14 protein-coding genes and 1 pseudogene are annotated in these 16,684 nt (G+C 62.7%); 5 read left to right on the top strand and 10 right to left on the bottom strand.

Features of this window, described 5'->3' with window-relative positions:
* Positions 1-11: 11 nt before the first annotated feature.
* The 4 genes and pseudogenes from ACU8HS_RS19955 to ACU8HS_RS19940 form a co-directional block, all read right to left on the bottom strand.
* A complete protein-coding gene (locus tag ACU8HS_RS19955; RefSeq protein ID WP_447015045.1) occupies positions 12-4,382 on the bottom strand; it encodes an NACHT domain-containing protein in 4,371 nt (1,456 codons plus the stop codon).
* A 91-nt stretch (positions 4,383-4,473) separates the two neighbouring features.
* Positions 4,474-5,034: an NUDIX hydrolase gene (locus ACU8HS_RS19950; protein ID WP_447015044.1), complete on the bottom strand. Its 561-nt coding sequence runs from the start codon at positions 5,032-5,034 to the stop codon at positions 4,474-4,476.
* A 126-nt stretch (positions 5,035-5,160) separates the two neighbouring features.
* Positions 5,161-5,850: pseudogene (locus tag ACU8HS_RS19945) on the bottom strand (carboxymuconolactone decarboxylase family protein); the annotation flags it as partial.
* A gap of 50 nt (positions 5,851-5,900) precedes the next feature.
* The gene (locus ACU8HS_RS19940) at positions 5,901-6,917 is read right to left on the bottom strand and encodes a zinc-dependent alcohol dehydrogenase family protein (RefSeq protein WP_447015043.1); all 1,017 of its coding nucleotides are present in this window, start codon (positions 6,915-6,917) and stop codon (positions 5,901-5,903) included.
* A gap of 210 nt (positions 6,918-7,127) precedes the next feature.
* Between ACU8HS_RS19940 and ACU8HS_RS19935 the strand changes: the two genes are divergently transcribed.
* The 3 genes from ACU8HS_RS19935 to ACU8HS_RS19925 all read left to right on the top strand — a co-directional run bounded on the left by ACU8HS_RS19935 (position 7,128) and on the right by ACU8HS_RS19925 (position 10,410).
* Positions 7,128-8,114, top strand: coding sequence for an aldo/keto reductase (locus ACU8HS_RS19935; RefSeq protein WP_447015042.1), 987 nt, complete (start codon positions 7,128-7,130; stop codon positions 8,112-8,114).
* Between the two features lie 72 nt (positions 8,115-8,186).
* Positions 8,187-9,449, top strand: a complete 1,263-nt coding sequence (locus tag ACU8HS_RS19930; RefSeq protein ID WP_447015041.1) for a multidrug effflux MFS transporter — start codon at positions 8,187-8,189, stop codon at positions 9,447-9,449.
* A gap of 61 nt (positions 9,450-9,510) precedes the next feature.
* Positions 9,511-10,410 carry a LysR family transcriptional regulator gene (locus ACU8HS_RS19925; RefSeq protein ID WP_112573045.1) on the top strand — a complete coding sequence of 300 codons (900 nt, stop codon included), beginning with the start codon at positions 9,511-9,513 and terminating at the stop codon, positions 10,408-10,410.
* A gap of 4 nt (positions 10,411-10,414) precedes the next feature.
* On the opposite strand, the gene ACU8HS_RS19920 is transcribed toward ACU8HS_RS19925, so the two are convergent.
* Positions 10,415-11,419: an inorganic phosphate transporter gene (locus tag ACU8HS_RS19920; RefSeq protein ID WP_112573043.1), complete on the bottom strand. Its 1,005-nt coding sequence runs from the start codon at positions 11,417-11,419 to the stop codon at positions 10,415-10,417.
* On the bottom strand, positions 11,419-12,063 hold the full coding sequence (locus ACU8HS_RS19915; RefSeq protein WP_113414073.1) for a DUF47 domain-containing protein: 645 nt from the start codon (positions 12,061-12,063) through the stop codon (positions 11,419-11,421). The genes ACU8HS_RS19920 and ACU8HS_RS19915 overlap by 1 nt, the downstream gene beginning before the upstream one ends.
* Positions 12,064-12,174: 111 nt before the next feature.
* Here ACU8HS_RS19915 and ACU8HS_RS19910 point away from each other — a divergent pair, with 111 nt between their 5' ends.
* Both ACU8HS_RS19910 and ACU8HS_RS19905 read left to right on the top strand, forming a co-directional pair.
* Positions 12,175-12,729, top strand: coding sequence for an NUDIX hydrolase (locus ACU8HS_RS19910; RefSeq protein WP_112759133.1), 555 nt, complete (start codon positions 12,175-12,177; stop codon positions 12,727-12,729).
* Between the two features lie 113 nt (positions 12,730-12,842).
* Positions 12,843-13,910: a DUF1254 domain-containing protein gene (locus ACU8HS_RS19905; protein ID WP_447015040.1), complete on the top strand. Its 1,068-nt coding sequence runs from the start codon at positions 12,843-12,845 to the stop codon at positions 13,908-13,910.
* Between the two features lie 24 nt (positions 13,911-13,934).
* On the opposite strand, the gene ACU8HS_RS19900 is transcribed toward ACU8HS_RS19905, so the two are convergent.
* From ACU8HS_RS19900 to ACU8HS_RS19885, 4 genes are all read right to left on the bottom strand, one after another.
* Positions 13,935-14,696 (bottom strand): ABC transporter permease, encoded by a 762-nt coding sequence (locus ACU8HS_RS19900; RefSeq protein WP_447015039.1) that lies wholly within the window; start codon positions 14,694-14,696, stop codon positions 13,935-13,937.
* The gene (locus ACU8HS_RS19895) at positions 14,693-15,619 is read right to left on the bottom strand and encodes an ABC transporter ATP-binding protein (RefSeq protein WP_447015038.1); all 927 of its coding nucleotides are present in this window, start codon (positions 15,617-15,619) and stop codon (positions 14,693-14,695) included. Before ACU8HS_RS19895 ends, ACU8HS_RS19900 begins: the two co-directional genes overlap by 4 nt.
* Positions 15,620-16,122: 503 nt before the next feature.
* A complete protein-coding gene (locus ACU8HS_RS19890) occupies positions 16,123-16,413 on the bottom strand; it encodes a hypothetical protein (protein ID WP_112573033.1) in 291 nt (96 codons plus the stop codon).
* Positions 16,414-16,420: 7 nt separating this feature from the next.
* Positions 16,421-16,657, bottom strand: a complete 237-nt coding sequence (locus tag ACU8HS_RS19885; RefSeq protein ID WP_112573031.1) for a hypothetical protein — start codon at positions 16,655-16,657, stop codon at positions 16,421-16,423.
* Positions 16,658-16,684: the final 27 nt, after the last annotated feature.

Here is a 16,684-nt window from a genome sequence, read left to right as displayed (position 1 = left end):
ATGCAGACTATTCAAGTGTGGGAATGAGCGTCCTTCTTGTCACGTTTGGTTAGATCGATTCCGATCACAGTGATGTCGTCGATGCCCGGATAGCGCGGTGATAGTTCAACCCATTTCTGTTGAAGCGCCGCGACCAAACCATCGAAGTCTACGCGGCCAAGTCCGCCGGGAAGATCCCAGTTGGTTTTCTCGCCCCTTTGAACCAAGACAAAAATGCCCCGGTTTGATCTGTTGTCTCGAAGATAGTCGCCGCAGAGTTGATTTTCGAGCCGCTCAAAAAGGTCTGGCCCGCTCCATTTGTCGGCAAGCTTTAGCTCGCCCGGCACCGGAGCATCAAAACCCATTCCATGAAAGCGGAGATCAGGCTTCTTGGCGTCGGCGAGTTCCTCTTCCTGCGGGATCGCATAACGGCCAAACGCTTTATCGCGAAGTTCCTTTCCGATGTATTTTCGCATGTCGGTTTCGAGCTGAACCGTTCGCAAGATCGCAGCGATGCTGCTATCCCCGTTCTCAAGCTCGTCTTTCAGGTCGCTGAGCCGAAGCACAGCAAGCTCCGCCAGTTCCCGATGATTGGTCGGGGTTCTCTCCAGTTTGTCATTAAGTTCTCGCACCCCCGCAGGAGGGATCGCATCAAGATCAGCGTCCCTTTCGGCTCTCTCCTTTGCGAGGCGCGCGAGCCAAGGACGCTCGGGGAATGCTTCGGCGATCTCGTGGATTGCCAGAAATGTCTCCTTTCCCGGTGTCTTCAGAAGGGCTTCCACGAGGTTGTTACGCGCATCCTGTGCGTTGTCCCTGAGACCGGGCGAGTACACACCAGTGCCCGCCCGCTCGATATCATCCTCCCGCCGGACATGCTGACTGATCAGCAAATAGAGGGATTTCAAATACGAAGGCGCGTGGAAGGCGTCTCGGGCCGCACCATCCTCGCCCCTACGCCCGCTGAACAAATGCGTGACATAGTTCATCGCGAATTCGATACGCTTTTCGGTGTCAGTGATCGCATCAAGCCGAGCGGATAGCGCGGGAATGGCGTCTTGCGGTGCCACACCTGTCCACACGGCAAACCAAAATGCGGCATTCGTGGAATCGCCGAGAGCGGCGCATTTTGTTGCGGCGAGTGCGCCAAGATCGGTGTCTGAGACGGACGAGCCCTGCAGGATCTTCAGAAGCTTACCGAGATTGTTGAGATTGATGGGCTCGGCCGTTTGCAGAAGGCTGTAGAGCTGAGGGGCGAGTTGCTCCCAGCACCACTGGCCCGACCAGCTGACATCATTGAGTATGTAGTTTCCGTCGATATCGGCTTTCTCGCTGGAAAGTTCATACCTGATCTCTCCCAGCAAGAACGCCGTCACCGTAGCTGGGTCGGTTTCAAACAGCTTTGGAAACCAAGTCGGGAACCCGTTGAGCTCAAATGAGGCATAGCGGCACGCCAGTTCGACCTCGGAGGGGCTCAGCCCTGAGGGCCATCCGGGCGTTTCGTGAAACTCTATATCAAGGCCCACAAGACCAAAGATCGTGTCGTGAGAGGTCTGATTGCTGGGCGCGCCCTCGGATTGCAGCGTCGGTGTATAATGCCGCCAAAATTCAACTGCGGAGTCGCGATAAAAACGAGCGATCGGCTCGCCAAACTTTGGGATCAGCTTTTGCCAATTGTACTCGGTCCATTTTCTGCCGAAGTGCCGGTCGTCGCGGCAGCAGTCAAACAGGTAATGCGAAGCGTTAAGAATCTCTCCCGGCTTGGCTTTCTGGGACGCGGATAGAGATTCCAACTCCTTCTCAAGATAGTCCTTCCATCCCTCGTGGTATTGAGCCTGTTTGGCTTTATGAGCTTCCCTCTGCTTCTTCCACTTGCGCTCCTGGGCCTTCCAACCACGAGGTTCAGGTTGGGCAGGCGGCTTCAAAAACGTACCGAGCCGCGCCACGAGTTCATCGTTGCCTGCCACGAGCCTCTTGAGCTTCTCTCGCCAGTCACGAGGACGGCTGAAACGGCGGTACAGGTCGAAAGCCAACGAGAGCGCGACAAGCTTGTTGTCCTGTTCACTCTGGTTTGCGATCTCGCCGCTCACATAGTCGAAATCGGATTCGCCAAAAGCCCAAAACGTCCCGAAAATGGAGGCGCGCCAAAAATCTGTCAGGCGCTCGCCCTTCTGCACTGTCCCTTCCCGTGTCCGTTGCACTTCGAACCAGAAGAAAGCCCGGTTGAGTTCCGGCCAGGACGAAACAAGCTCGGCAAAGTTGGTTTTCTCATCCGAAATTTCATCGCTCTGATAAGCGCGAGCACCTGAGATCATGCGCATGATCGTGAAGCAGGCAGGCTCAAACGCCCTTGGATGACGCGCCGAGATCAGCCGCTCAACGGCTTTTGCGGCCGAGGGCAAAAGCCACTCAAAGCGTTGCGAAACATCGTTGAACCGGCGCTCGATCACGGGCGGCTGGCTCAGCATTGGAAGAAGGCCGACGGCGAACGCATGAACCACATCGAGAGGGGCACGCTGGACGAAACTTTTCAGCTGTTCGCCCAAGCCGTCTACGCCATAACGTTCCTTCGGCTGGCTCCTGGCAATGGCGCGCAAGAACCACTCCAAGTTTTCAAGACCCGGGGGGAGGTCTTCGACAAGCTCTGCCAACAGGGTTCGACTAAGTTCATTTTCCTCCGAAACAAACGTATCGCGGACTCTTCTCTGATCGGCCTCGGACGCAATAGCCTTGAGCGCTCGAAATGCGTTCTTGCGGCTATATTCTTCCGCGCCGCTCGAAAGAGCGATCTCCAATACCTCCGGAAGCGCGCCCTTCAACTGACCCAACCAGACCATGCGCAAGAGGAAGGACGACAGATCATCATTGCTCGCGTGCGATCGAATGAGCGCTCGAATGTCGTCCGTGAGATCCTCATTTGCGAAGCGCTGGACCGCCGCGTAATCATGGATCGATCGGCTCGACGTCCCGGCGGCAACTTGAGCGCATACGTCACGAAGGATTTGCCGGCGATCCGCGATGGGAAGTTGGCTCGGATCGCCACCTTCCAGAGCAATTTCGGGAGCAATCTGCTTGATGCGCTCTCTGATCTTGTCGTCAAGCAGGGCAAGCCACGGCAAAATCGGGCGCAAGGTGGGAGTTACGACTAAAGTGCCGTATTGCTCACGGAAAAACATCGCCTCTATTGACCGCCGCGAGGTTTCGCGGGCGAGCAATTTTGCGAACCATTCGGCGGCGAGATACTCGCGAACCGACCGATGGTGAAACCTCACCGCGCCATAAATTGCTTCATCGAAGATTGGACGAGCAAGGAGAGCCGCCTGTTGCGCTTCGTCCCAATCGGGAAGCACGGATTTGACGGGAATCCCCTTCGTATTATCCGCCCCATCCGGCACTCGAATTGCCGGGTCTTTCGAAAGCGTCGTGGCGGCAGCGAGCAGCATCGCGCCCTCCCGCGCTCGCTCCATTGCAAGGGGACGCACTTCGGCCCGCCCTTGGTCACGTTCGCTAAGGCGGCGTTCAATGCTGTTGCGCATGATCTCCAGCCGACTGCCAATCCGCTCGTTGGCGAGCCAGAAGGCCGTTAGGTCTTCGAGGTCTTGCGGACGCGTGGTAAAGGACCACGCATCGGCTCTTTCCACGGCATCGAGAAAAGCTTTGGTGTTGGTAACGCCGCGAGCCGCAATAAAAAGAGCAATCTGCTCTGCGTCGAGGTCGCTAAGCGTGACGATCTTGAAACCGGGAGCGCCGTCACTGCCTTTGTCACGCGTCTCGGTCTGTATCGTGTCTTCAAAGTCGTCGGATTCGGCTTCTCCTTGTTTCTCTTGTGTCTCCTGCACAGTGACCGGCGCCGCATATGGCAGATGAGCAAGGCAGTGCATGAGATCCGTCTTGGGTCGCCAAGCCGTTGTGCGTCCTGTGATTATGATGTGAGCGCGATCCTTAGCCGTTCCAATAAGCGCCCCGAGCTTGGTGATCGCAAGCTCGAAGTCGCGAGGATTGCGAAGACGCGCTTCGTCCACGGAATCAAGGAGAAGCCAGCCTTCTTCATTGCCGTCCAACCACGCGCAAAATTCAGGATAAGTTCCCACTTCGAACGCGAATTCGAAGTCGCGGGGAATGTTCTCTAGGCGTAAAAAGAATGCGCGTTTGCCTTCGCTTCGAAGCGTTTGAGCGATGCTTCGTATCTCTGCGGTCTTGCCAGACCCGGCCTCGGCAAGGATGACCAGACGATATTCGTTGACGAGATCACCCCAGGAAAGGCGATCACCGACGTGGAAGGCGTGGCCGACATCGATGCTGTCATCTTCGCTCGCGTATTTTGAGAGCTCGTGAAACGTTCTTCCGAGCTGCACGAAATCGAACGCGAACGTTTCGGCGGGGGAAATAGTTTTCAACTGGTTCATGACACTGCAACCTATCATATGTCGCAACATGAACAAGCAGAGAACATCTGATTCACAGGAATGCTGATAGACGAACGTTATGTCTAGATCGTCAGGGCGAGGCCGCCGACGAAGCAAGGGAGACCGGCGCGTCATGGGCGGGATGCCGGCCGTGGAGGCGGCGCGGTTTCAGCCTGTCCTGCGATGTCAGCGGATTGTCGGCATCGAACGAGAGAAAGAGCGCCCGCAGTTCCGGCTCCTCGACCAGCAGCGCCGCCTGCGCCGGAGAGATCCAGATCTTCTGCCTCTGGGCATATTCGGCGCAGTGACCGGCCTCGCTCTTCAGCCGCAGCAGATGGAGTGAAACCCTGAGCGGATTTCCGGGATCGCTGAGATCGGCATAGTGGGCGAGCGGCTTCTTGCGGACCTTGCCGCTGACGCCCACTTCCTGCAGCGCCTGGCGCTGGGCGCAGCGATAGGGCTTTTCCCGCCTGCCGGGAATGCCTGTCGGGATTGTCCAGCGGCCGGTCTCGCGGCTTGCGATCAGCAGCACGGTCAGCGCGCCGCCCCTTTCCACCCGGCAGCAGATGGCGCCGCTCCTGTCGATCCTGCGGCCTGCGGCACTTGCGGATCTGGTCTCGTCCCGTTCGGATGAATGCGCAATCATATGCATGGTCTGCCTGCTCTCTCCTTCTTCTTGCAGGGAGATTAGGGCGCAACATCCGATGGAAAATAGAGACCCCTGAAAATTGAGGTAGCGCGGACCGGCCGGCCCGAAGAGCCGCCTGTTTCAGGCCCCGGCCGCTCGTGCCGCAAAGACACGCCCGATCACCGGGACCGCCGACATGGCCCGCGGCCAGCCGGCGTAGAAGGCGATATGGGCGAGCATTTCCGAGGCCTCCTCCTGCGTCAGCCCGTTATCCATCGCCCTGCCGGCATGGAAGGGAAGCTGTTCCGGCTGGCCGATCGCAATCAGCGCGGCCACCGTTATCAGGCTGCGGTCGCGCGCAGACAGGTCCGGCCGTCTCCAGAGGTCGCCAAACAATACGCGGTCGGTAAGGTCCGCCAGCGCCGGAGCCGTCGGCGCGACCGTCGCGGCCACCCGCGCCGCCCGTGCCGCTTCGCCCTCCGGCGGCAGGTCTATCGGCGCCCGGTCGCTGCCGGGGACCGGACCGATGCGGCGCTCTTGGAAGACCGCGCGGGTCTCGGCCACCGCCGACATGGCGTTCGGCCATCCCGCATAGAAAGCGAGATGGGTGAAGACTTCGCCGAGTTCGGCCGGCTCGACGCCGTTGTCGAGCGCGCGGCGCACATGCGAGCCGATCTGCGCCACCTTGCCGGTCGCGACAAGAACCGCCACCGTGACCAGGCTGCGGTCGCGCGGCGCAAGCTGCGGCCGCAGCCACACCTCGCCGAACAGGACGTCGTCGGTGAAATGGCCGAGGCCGGGCGCGACCTCATGCACGACATCTGGCGCGACGCGCGCGCGTCCCGCCCTTTCGAATTTCGTCACCATCTGAAATCTCCTGCCGGCTTTTCTCAGACCCTGAGCAGGGCCTTGATGGCGCGGCGCTCGTCCATCGCCCTGTAGCCTTCGGCCACATCCTCAAGCGGGATCTGCAGGTCGAAGACCTTGCCGGGGTTGATGGTGCGGTCGAGGACGAGATCCATCAGATAGGGCAGATAGCGGCGCACCGGCGCCGGCCCGCCGAGCAGGCTCTTCTGCTGGAAGAACAGCTGCTGGCCGTCGAGCGTGACGCCGTGCGGCACGCCGACGAAGCCGATCTTGCCGCCCGGACGGGCGCAATCGACCGCCTGCCCCATCGATTCCTGCGTGCCGACGCATTCCAGAACGCTGTCGGCGCCGACGCCGCCGGTCAGTTCCCGGATCCGCGCCACCCCTTCCGCACCGCGTTCGGAAACGATGTCGGTCGCGCCGAATTCCAGCGCCAGGTCCTGGCGGCTCTTGTGGCGGCTCATGGCGATGATGCGCGCCGCACCCATCTGCCTTGCGGCAAGCACGCCCATCAGCCCGACGGCGCCGTCGCCCACGACGACGGCGGTCGAGCCCTCCTGCACGCCCGCCGCGTCCGCCGCATACCAGCCGGTTCCGAGCACGTCGGAAACGGCAAGCAGGCTCGGGATCAGGTCGTCGGAGGGAAGCGCCGAGGTCGCAACCAGCGTGCCGTCGGCCAGCGGCACGCGGGCAAAGGGCGCCTGCGCCCCGCTCATGAATTCGCGCTGCTCGCAGGACGACTGGAAACCGAACCGGCAATGCGGGCAGGTATTGTCGGACAGGCAGAAGGAGCCGACGACGAACTGGCCGGGCCTGACCGTCTTCACCGCGCTGCCGACCTCCACGACGATGCCGCAATATTCGTGGCCCATCGCCCTCGGCTCGTTCACCTCGTTGAGGCCGCGATAGGGCCAGAGGTCCGATCCGCAGATGCAGGATGCCGAGAGCTTGATGATCGCGTCGGTCGGCTTCTGGATCGTCGGCTCGGCGACTTCCTCGCAGCGCACGTCGCCGGGGGCGCGCATGATTGTTGCCAGCATGGCTATGTCCTTTTCTGATCGGTCCGCGCGTCCCTGAAGCGGGTCCGCACGGTGGTCAGGATCGAATCTACCACCCCTCCATTGATCGGATTAGATGGGCTGTTCGGCATGCGGTCATGAATCCCGTTCATGACTACATGCCGATTGCGCGGGCTAATCGAAGCCGGCCGGCTGGTCTATCTTCCGGTCATCCAACGGAAAGGCAAGATCATGAAAAAGCGCATTCTCGGCCGGGGCCTGGAAGTCTCGGCCCTCGGGTTCGGCTGCATGGGCCTCAACTTCTCCTACGGCCATTCGCTGGCGACCGGCGACAGCGTCAGGCTGATCCGCGACGCCGTCGAGCGCGGCGTGACCTTCTTCGACACGGCGGAGGTCTACGGCCCCTTCACCAACGAGGAGATCGTCGGCGAGGCGCTGCGCCCCGTGCGCGATCAGGTCGTCATCGCCACCAAGTTCGGCTTCCGCTTCGAAGACGGCAAGCAGGCCGGCCTCGACAGCCGCCCCGACAATATCAGGCGCGTCGCCGATGCCTCGCTGAAGCGGCTCGGCATCGAGGCGATCGATCTCTTCTACCAGCACCGCGTCGATCCCGAGGTTCCGATCGAGGATGTCGCCGGTGCGGTCAAGGATCTGATTGCCGCCGGCAAGGTCAGGCATTTCGGCATGTCGGAACCGGGTGCCGCCACCGTGCGCCGCGCCCATGCGGTGCAGCCGGTCACGGCGCTGCAGAACGAATATTCGCTCTGGACGCGCGGCCCGGAAACGAACGGCATCCTTGCCGCCTGCGAGGAACTCGGCATCGGCCTCGTGCCATACAGCCCGCTCGGCAAGGGTTTCCTCACCGGCGCGATGAGCAAGGACAGCAAGCTCGCCGACAATGATTTCCGCAAGAACCTGCCGCGCTTCACGCCCGATGCGATGGAGAAGAACCAGGCGCTGGTCGATCTCATCACCCAGGTCGGGCAAGCCAAGAAGGCAACGCCGGCCCAGGTCGCCCTTGCCTGGCTGCTGGCGCAAAAGCCCTGGATCGTGCCGATCCCCGGCACCACCAAGCTGCACCGGCTGGAGGAAAACCTCGGCGCTGCCGATCTCAGCCTGACGGCCGGCGAACTGGCCGATCTGGAAGCGGCCGCCGCAAAGATCCAGGTCGAGGGCGACCGCTATCCCGAGCGGCTGATGAAGATGACCGGCCTCTGAGGCCCGCCCTCCCAGCAAGGCAGGCCGGGGCCGGAACACCCCGGCCTCGACCCGCTTGCCGAAAGAAGACGCATGGCCCATGAACTTGCAGGCTCCGCCGACGACCGCGCGGAAACGATTGCCCCGTCCCCGCCCACTGCGACCCCGCCCGCCGCGACGCCGCCCCGCCTGCGCGTGCTTGCGGTGCTGAGCGCCCTCATGGGCTTCGCCTCGATCTCCACCGACCTCTACCTTCCCGCCATGCCGGCGATGGGCCGCGATCTCGGCGCCGATACCGGCTCGATCGAGCTTACGGTGTCGGGCTTCCTCATCGGCTTCAGCCTCGGCCAGCTCTTCTGGGGTCCGCTCGGCGACAGGTATGGCCGCCGGCTTCCCGTTGCCGTCGGCCTGTTCTTCTTCGTCATCGGCTCGGCCGGCTGCGCGATCTCGAACTCGGCCGGCGAAATGATCTGCTGGCGCGTCGTGCAGGCGGTCGGCGCCTGCGCCGGCGTGGTGCTGGCGCGCGCCATGGTGCGCGATCTCTATGAAGGAAGCCGCGCCGCCCAGATGCTCTCGACCCTGATGACCGTCATGGCGATCGCGCCGCTGCTCGGGCCGATCGTCGGCGGCCAGATCCTGGCGCTCTCCGGCTGGCGCACGATCTTCTGGGTGCTGGTCGCTGTCGGCCTCGCCACGCTCGCGGCCCTCTTCACCATTCCCGAGACCCTTGCCGAAGAGCGGCGCAACCGCGCGCCGATCATGTCGGCGCTCGCCGGCTACGCCAGCCTGATCCGCAACCGGCGGCTTCTCGGCTTTGCCGCGGCCGGCGGCTTCTTCTATGCCGGCATCTACGCCTATATTGCCGGCACGCCCTTCGCCTATATCGACTATTACCGCGTCGCCCCAGAACTCTACGGCATCATCTTCGCGCTCGGCATTGTTGGCATCATGGCGACCAACATGCTGAACTCGCGCCTCGTCGCCCGGCTCGGCACGACGACCATGCTGAAAATCGGCACGTCGGGCGCCATGATCTCCGGCCTTGCCACCCTTGCCGCCGGCATGACCGGCTGGGGCGGCCTCTGGGCGCTTGCCGCCCTGCTCTTTCTCTTCGTCTTCTGGTCGGGCCTGATCGTCGCCAATTCCATCGGCGGCGCGCTGCAGGATTTTCCCGCCCGCGCCGGCGCCGTCTCCGCCCTCGTCGGCGCGCTGCACTATGGCAGCGGCATCGCCGGCTCGGCAGCCGTCAGCGCGCTGGCCGACGGCACGCCGCGCCCGCTCGCGCTGGTCACGGCCCTTGCCGGCATCGGCAGCTTTGCAAGCCTCTCGCTCGTTGCCGCAAGGCGGCGGTCTTGACCGGGCGGGTTCATGAGCGGAAACTAGGAACCGGCAGCCCATCCATTAAAGGCATTCATGAATGAAGCGCGAGGAACTGGCCGATCTCCATGCCTTCCTGGCCGTGGCCGACGAGCAGAACTTCACCCGTGCCGCCGCCCGGCTCGGCACTTCGCAATCGGCGCTCAGCCACACGATCCGGCGCCTGGAAACCCGCCTCGGCGTGCGGCTGCTGACGCGCACGACCCGCAACGTCGCCCCGACCGAAGCCGGCGACCGGCTGATTGCGACGCTGCGGCCGGCGCTCGACAGTATCGGCGCCGAACTGGCCTCGCTCGGCGAATTGCGCGAGCGCCCCGCCGGGACCATCCGCATCACGACCGCCGAACATGCGGCCACCACCATCCTGTGGCCGGTCATGAAGAACCTGCTGCACGACTATCCCGATATCCATGTCGAACTCGGGCTCGATTCCAGCTTCACCGACATTGTCGCGGAACGTTTCGATGCCGGGGTGCGGCTCGGTGAAGCGCTCGCCAAGGACATGGTCGCCGTCAGGATCGGCCCCGACCTGAGAATGGCGATTGTCGGTTCGCCCGACTATTTCGCCCGCCATCCCGTGCCGAAAAGCCCGCAGGACCTTGCGGCCCACCAATGCATCAATCTCAGGCAGCTGAGCGGCGGCGGCTTCTACGCCTGGGAGCTGGAAAAGGACGGCCGCGAGCTGCGCGTGCGCGTGGACGGCCAGCTCGCCTTCAACAATACCGGCATGATCGTGCGCGCCGCCGTCGCCGGCTTCGGCCTCGGCTTCGTCATGGAGGACATGGCCGAGGCCGAACTCGAATCCGGCGCGCTCGTCCGCGTGATGGAGGACTGGTGCCCGTGGTTTTCCGGCTACCACCTCTATTACCCGAGCCGCCGCCAGCCCTCGGCCGCCTTCTCCATCCTCGTCGATGCGCTGCGCTATCGCGGCAGGCCGTAGGTCCCTACTGGAACAGGCCGGCAATCCCGTAGCAGGCGGCGGCGATGGCGGCGGCCGCCGGCATGGTGACGACCCAGGCGATGACGATATTGCCGGCGACACCCCAGCGCACGGCCGAAAGCCGCCGCGCGGCGCCGACGCCGATGATCGCGCCGGTGATCGTGTGGGTCGTCGATACCGGAATGCCGAGCCATGTCGCCGCAAAGAGCGTCAGCGCCCCGCCGGTCTCGGCGCAGAAGCCCTGCATCGGGTTCAGCCGGGTGATCTTCGAGCCCATCGTGTGAACGATGCGCCAGCCGCCGAAGAGCGTGCCGAGCGCCATTGCCGACTGGCAGGAAATGACGACCCAGAGCGGCACATGGAAGCTCGGGCCGAGCTGCCCCTGGCTGAAGAGAAGAACGGCGATGATGCCCATGGTCTTCTGCGCATCGTTGCCGCCATGGCCGAGCGAATAGAGCGAGGCCGAGACGAACTGCATGACGCGGAAGGTGCTGTCGACCGCAAAGGGCGTCTGGCGCACGAACATCCAGGAGACGACGAGCACGAAGAACAGCGCCAGCAGGAAGCCGATCGCCGGCGACAGGACGATCGCGCCGACCGTCTTCAGCAGGCCGCTCCAGACGATGGAACTGACGCCGACCTTCGCCAGCCCCGCCCCGACCAGCCCGCCGACCAGCGCATGCGACGACGACGAGGGAATGCCGAACAGCCAGGTGACGATGTTCCAGACGATCGCCCCCATGAGCGCCGCGAAAATGACCTGCGGCGAGACGATCGCCGGATCGATGATGCCGGTGCCGAGCGTTTCGGCCACATGCAGGCCAAAGAACAGGAAGGCGATGAAATTGAAGAACGCCGCCCAGGCGACGGCATATTGCGGCCGCAGCACCCGCGTCGAAACGATCGTCGCAATCGAATTCGCCGCGTCGTGCAGCCCGTTGAGGAAATCGAAGAACAGCGCCACGCCGATCAGCCCGATCAGCAGCGGAAGGGAGAGAGTGGCTTCCATCAGACGTTCTCGATGACGACGCCGCTGATTTCGTTCGCCACATCCTCGAACCGGTCGACGATCTTCTCCAGGTTGCTGTAGAGTTCGCTGCCGATCATATAGGCCATGGCATTGCCGCTGGCGCCATGCCGGCGATAGAGGTCCTTCAGCCCCTCGTCATGCAGCTCGTCGGACCGGCCTTCGACCCGCGTGATCTCCTCGGCGATCGCCGAGAGCCGGGAGGCATTGGCGCCCAGCTTGTCGAGCAGCCCGATCGCCTGCTGCATGAGGCCCGCGGCCTTGACGATCTCGCCCCCCATTTCCTGCATCAGCGGATCGAAACGCGACTGCTCGAACAGGCGGATGATCTTGACCGTCTTGTGCATCATGTCGATCGCATCGTCCATGGACTGGATCAGATCCTTGATGTCGCCGCGGTCGAAGGGGGTGATGAAGCTGCGGCGGATCGCCTGCAGCACTTCGCGGGTAATCTGGTCGGCCTCCTCCTCCAGCGCCACGATACGGTCGCAATTCTCCTCGACCGCCTCGCCCTTCAGAAGTTTCTCCATCGCCTCGGCCGCCGTCACCACGGTTTTCGCATGCCTGCAGAACATCTCGTAGAAGCGGTCTTCCCGCGGCATCATCTTGCGAAACACGCTCATCATTCCGGGCGATCCTTCCCTTGCGGACGACGGTCATCAAAGACTGTCATAAATGTGTCATAAATCGTCGCAGGGAATTGATCCAAAATGTAAAAATTGGCAATGCTCGGCGTCATGAAATCCAGCAAAAAAGGCACAAAATCCGACGCTGGGCCGGCAAGGCCCCTGTTGAAACAGCTTGCGGAGCGACCGCAGCAGCTTTTTTCCGGCGCCTTTCGCCAGCAATACGGCGCGCTCTGCTTCCGCTACAGGAACGGCGGGCCAAGGACCGATCATTCGGAGATCGAAATCCTCGTCGTCACCACCCGCGACAGCGGCCGCTGGATCATTCCCAAGGGCTGGCCGATGAAAAAGAAGAAGCCGCACGAGGCCGCCGCCATCGAGGCCTGGGAGGAAGGCGGCGTGCGCGGGGCGGTGAGCAAACAGCCGGTCGGCCGCTACACCTATCTGAAGGAGCTGGACAATGGCGACGTCGCGCCCTGCATCGTCGATATTTTCCAGATCGAGGTCGAGCATACGCAGGACCGGTTCCGCGAAACCGGCCAGCGCCGGCTCGATTGGGTAAGCCCCGACGAGGCGGCCCGGCGCGTGCGCGAACTCGAACTGAAATCCCTGCTCGTCGATTTCCGCCCGCGGCAGGGCAAGCAGGCGCGCAAAAGCAAGGCCTGAGCCGCAGCCCTTGCTGCTGCCTCATTTACATCGGCGTTTACGGTAACGTACTTCTCCCGGATGAAGGCTTGTGAAAGGCTCCTCCCCGCAAAGCCGCGCGAGGGGGAAGAGCCATGAGAGGGTCCAAGCCTGCATCCGCCACAATGCCTGCCGGCATTGCCCGCCACGCCGCCATCGCCACGCTGGCGCTCGCGCTCGCCGCGCCGGCCGGGGCGCAGACGGCCATGCCCGTTACCGTCGACAATTTCGCCCGCGCCGAATCCGACCTCTATTTCGGCAGCGCGGTGAAGGATTCCGGCGGCAAGACCGGCAGCTTCCATCATCACCGCGAGCCTGTTGACATCGATCAGCAGCCGGTCATCCGGACCAATCGCGATACGCTCTACTCCTCCGCCGTCATCGACCTCGATGCCGGACCGGTCACCGTCACCCTGCCCGATGCCGGCAAGCGTTTCCGCTCGATGCAGGTCATCAACGAAGACCATTACGTCGTCGGCGACGTCAAATATGATGCGGGCAGTTATACCTACGACCGGGCGGCGGCAGGCACGCGCTACATCTTCGTTGCGATCCGCACCCTCGTCGATCCCGGCAATCCCGAAGATCTCAGGCAGGTTCACAGCCTTCAGGACGCCATGACGATCAGCCCGGCAGACGCCGGAAAATTCGAAGCGCCGGACTGGGACCAGGCGAGCCAGAAGGAGATCCGTGACGCGCTGATCGTGCTGGGCGCGACCATTCCCGATTTCCGGGGCGCCTTCGGCACCAGGGACGCGGTCGATCCGATCCGCCACCTGATCGGCACCGCGGTCGGCTGGGGCGGCAATCCCGAGAAGGACGCAATCTACCTGAACGAGACGCCGCCGAAGAACGACGGCGAGACGGTCTACCGGCTCACGGTCAAGGATGTCCCCGTCGACGGCTTCTGGTCGGTCAGCGTTTATAATGCTCAGGGTTATTACGAGAAGAACAAGCTCGACGCCTATACGCTGAACAACATCACCGCCGCCAGGGAGGCCGACGGCACGGTCAAGGTGCAGTTCGGCGGCTGCGACGGCAAGATCGCCAATTGCCTGCCCATCGTGGAGGGCTGGAACTATACCGTGCGCCTCTACCGCCCGCGCCAGCCGATCCTGGATGGAAGCTGGACGTTCCCGAAGCCGCAGCCGGTCGCGCAGTAGGCTGTGGGGCGCGCTGCCGCCCCGTCAGTTGCGCAGCCTGTAGCCCGTCTTGAAGATCCAGCCGAGCGTGGTCAGGCAGATCAGCAGGAACAGCGCGATCATGCCCAGGCTGACCAGCGGGTTCACATCCGCAATCCCGTAAAAACTCCAGCGGAAGCCGCTGACGAGGTAGAGAACCGGGTTGAAATGGCTGACCGCCTGCCAGAAGGGCGGCAGCATGTTGATGGAATAGAAGCTGCCGCCGAGGAAGGTGAGCGGCGGCACCACCAGCATGGGGATGAGGTTCAGCTGCTCGAAATTCGTCGCCCAGATGCCGATCATGAAGCCGAACAGGCTGAAGCTGACGGCGGTCAGAAGGAAGAACAGCACCATCATGAACGGGTGCTCGATGCGCACGTCCACGAAGAGGTTGGCGGTGATGAGGATCATCGTGCCGATGATAAGGCCCTTGGTGGCGGCCGCCCCCACATAGCCGATCAGGATCTCCGTCATGGCGACGGGCGCCGACAGGATCTCGTAGATCGTGCCGGTGAATTTCGGAAAATAGATGCCGAAGGAGCCGTTGCCGATGCACTGGCCGAGCAGCGTCAGCATGATGAGGCCGGGCGTGATGAAGGCGCCGTAGGAAACGCCCTCCACCTGCTGGATGCGCGTGCCGATGGCCGCCCCGAAGACGATGAAATAGAGCGAGGTGGAAATGACGGGCGAAATGACGCTCTGCAGCAGCGTGCGCCGCGTGCGGGCCATCTCGAAGAAATAGATCGACTTGATCGCCTCGAAATTCATTTTGCCGCTCCCACCAGCGATACGAATATGTCTTCGAGCGAGCTCTGGCGCGTCGAAAGATCCCGGAAATTGATGTTGTTTTCGCCAAGCCGCGTCAGCAGCGAGGCCACGCTTTCGTGCTCGTTGCGCGTGTCGAATTCGTAGACGAGCCGGTTGCCCTCGGCCTCGATCGACAGGCCGTTGCCGGCAAAACAGTCGGGCAGGCTCTCCAGCGGATCGTTGAGTTCGAGGATCAGCTGCTTGCGGCCGAGCTTGGCCATCAGCGCCTGCTTGTCTTCGACGAGCAGCAGCTCGCCGCCGTTGATGACGCCGACGCGGTCGGCGATCTCCTCGGCCTCTTCGATATAATGCGTCGTCAGGATGATGGTGACGCCGGAGGCGCGCAGCCGCTCGACCACCTGCCACATGTCCTTGCGCAGCGCCACGTCCACGCCCGCCGTCGGCTCGTCGAGGAAGAGGATCGAGGGCTCGTGCGACAGCGCCTTGGCGATCAGCACGCGCCGCTTCATGCCGCCCGAAAGCTGGCGCAGCATATTGTCCTTCTTGTCCCACAGCGACAGGTCGCGCAGCACCTTTTCGATATGGGCCGGGTCCGCCTTCCTGCCGTGCAGCCCGCGCGAAAAGCTCACCGTGTTCCACACCGTCTCGAACTGGTCGGTGGTCAGTTCCTGCGGCACGAGGCCGATCATCGTGCGCGTGGCGCGGAAATCCTTCACCACATCGTGGCCGTCGACGGTGACGGTGCCGCCGCTCGGATTGGCGATGCCGCAGATGATCGAGATCAGCGTGGTCTTGCCCGCCCCGTTCGGCCCGAGCAGCGCCAGGATTTCGCCGCGCTCGATCTGAAGGTTGATGCCCTTCAGCGCCGCAAAGCCATTGGCATAGGTTTTCGTGAGATTCTGGACGGAAATGATCGGTGCCATGGGGCTCTTTGCGGATATCGGATCGAATTTGGCCCGCTATATAGCCGTTTTGTGAAAGTTTGACATCCCGAAGGGGCTGAACACAGCATTCACGCCATCGGCCTACCGGGCCGCAAAACCGGCGGGCAGCCCCGTCCACAGGATAATGCGGCCGGCAAAAAGAAAGTTGCCGGCAGGCCGCCGATGTCATCAATCGGTGATGTTCGTCCCGCATAAAAACACGCGAGGACAGCACCGGCTCCCGCCCGCCGCCCACCCCTTTGCGGAGCCGCCCTTTCGGCGATCTCGTTACGCCCTTTCTGCTGGCCTCGGCATTGTAGTGAAATTGATTGTCAGTCACGAAATGCCAGGAACCGGCCAGTACCCCTGTTCAGCCGTGTTCGTCTAAGCCGGCCCTGGGCCGGCTTTCTTTTTATCCTTAGCCGGCTTGAAGGGCGCCTCAAAGCTGCCGGCGCATCGACGAGCCCGAGCGCGCCGGACAGGAAGGCGTGAAGGCGGCGGTTTCAGTCGTCGAGGCTGTCGAGAATATCGTGGAGAAGCCGTTCGGCATAACGCATCGTTTCGAACTGCTCGTCCGGCGACAGCTTGTGCGCCACGCATTCGGCGCGGATCGCGGTCCTCAGCTTCGCCAGAAGGGCCGCCTGCTCGTAGGGCGTGAAGGCGCTGTCGCGAACGGTGATCTTCGCGATCGTTTCCAGAATGGCGATGCGCCCCTCCACCTGCCTTGCCGAGCCGACATAGGACGGCCGCTGCGGCCGGAGGTTCCGGCGTGGGAATGTTACGATATTGCTCATGCGCCCCTCACAGGGCCGGTGTCTTGAAATCGGATCCCGACAGCATGGTATGCAGCTTGTATTCGCTGTCGGCACCCTGCCGGTAAAGGTCGATTGTCACCCGAGCGAGTTCGCGCGCCTCGGTGCAGTCGCGTGAAATGCCGCGCTCTGCGCAGAGCCTGTCGAAGGCCTTCTGCACGATCGCAAGCTCCACAGCACCGATCCAGCGGTCCGCAGGCGCATCCGTTCCGATCTTCGGTTGCATGATCTCCTCCCGATCGCTCCGTAAAGA

The sequence above is a fragment of the Rhizobium sp. KDH_Rht_773_N genome, assembly GCF_052946295.1.
This window is presented reverse-complemented; position numbering and strand designations above follow the sequence as displayed.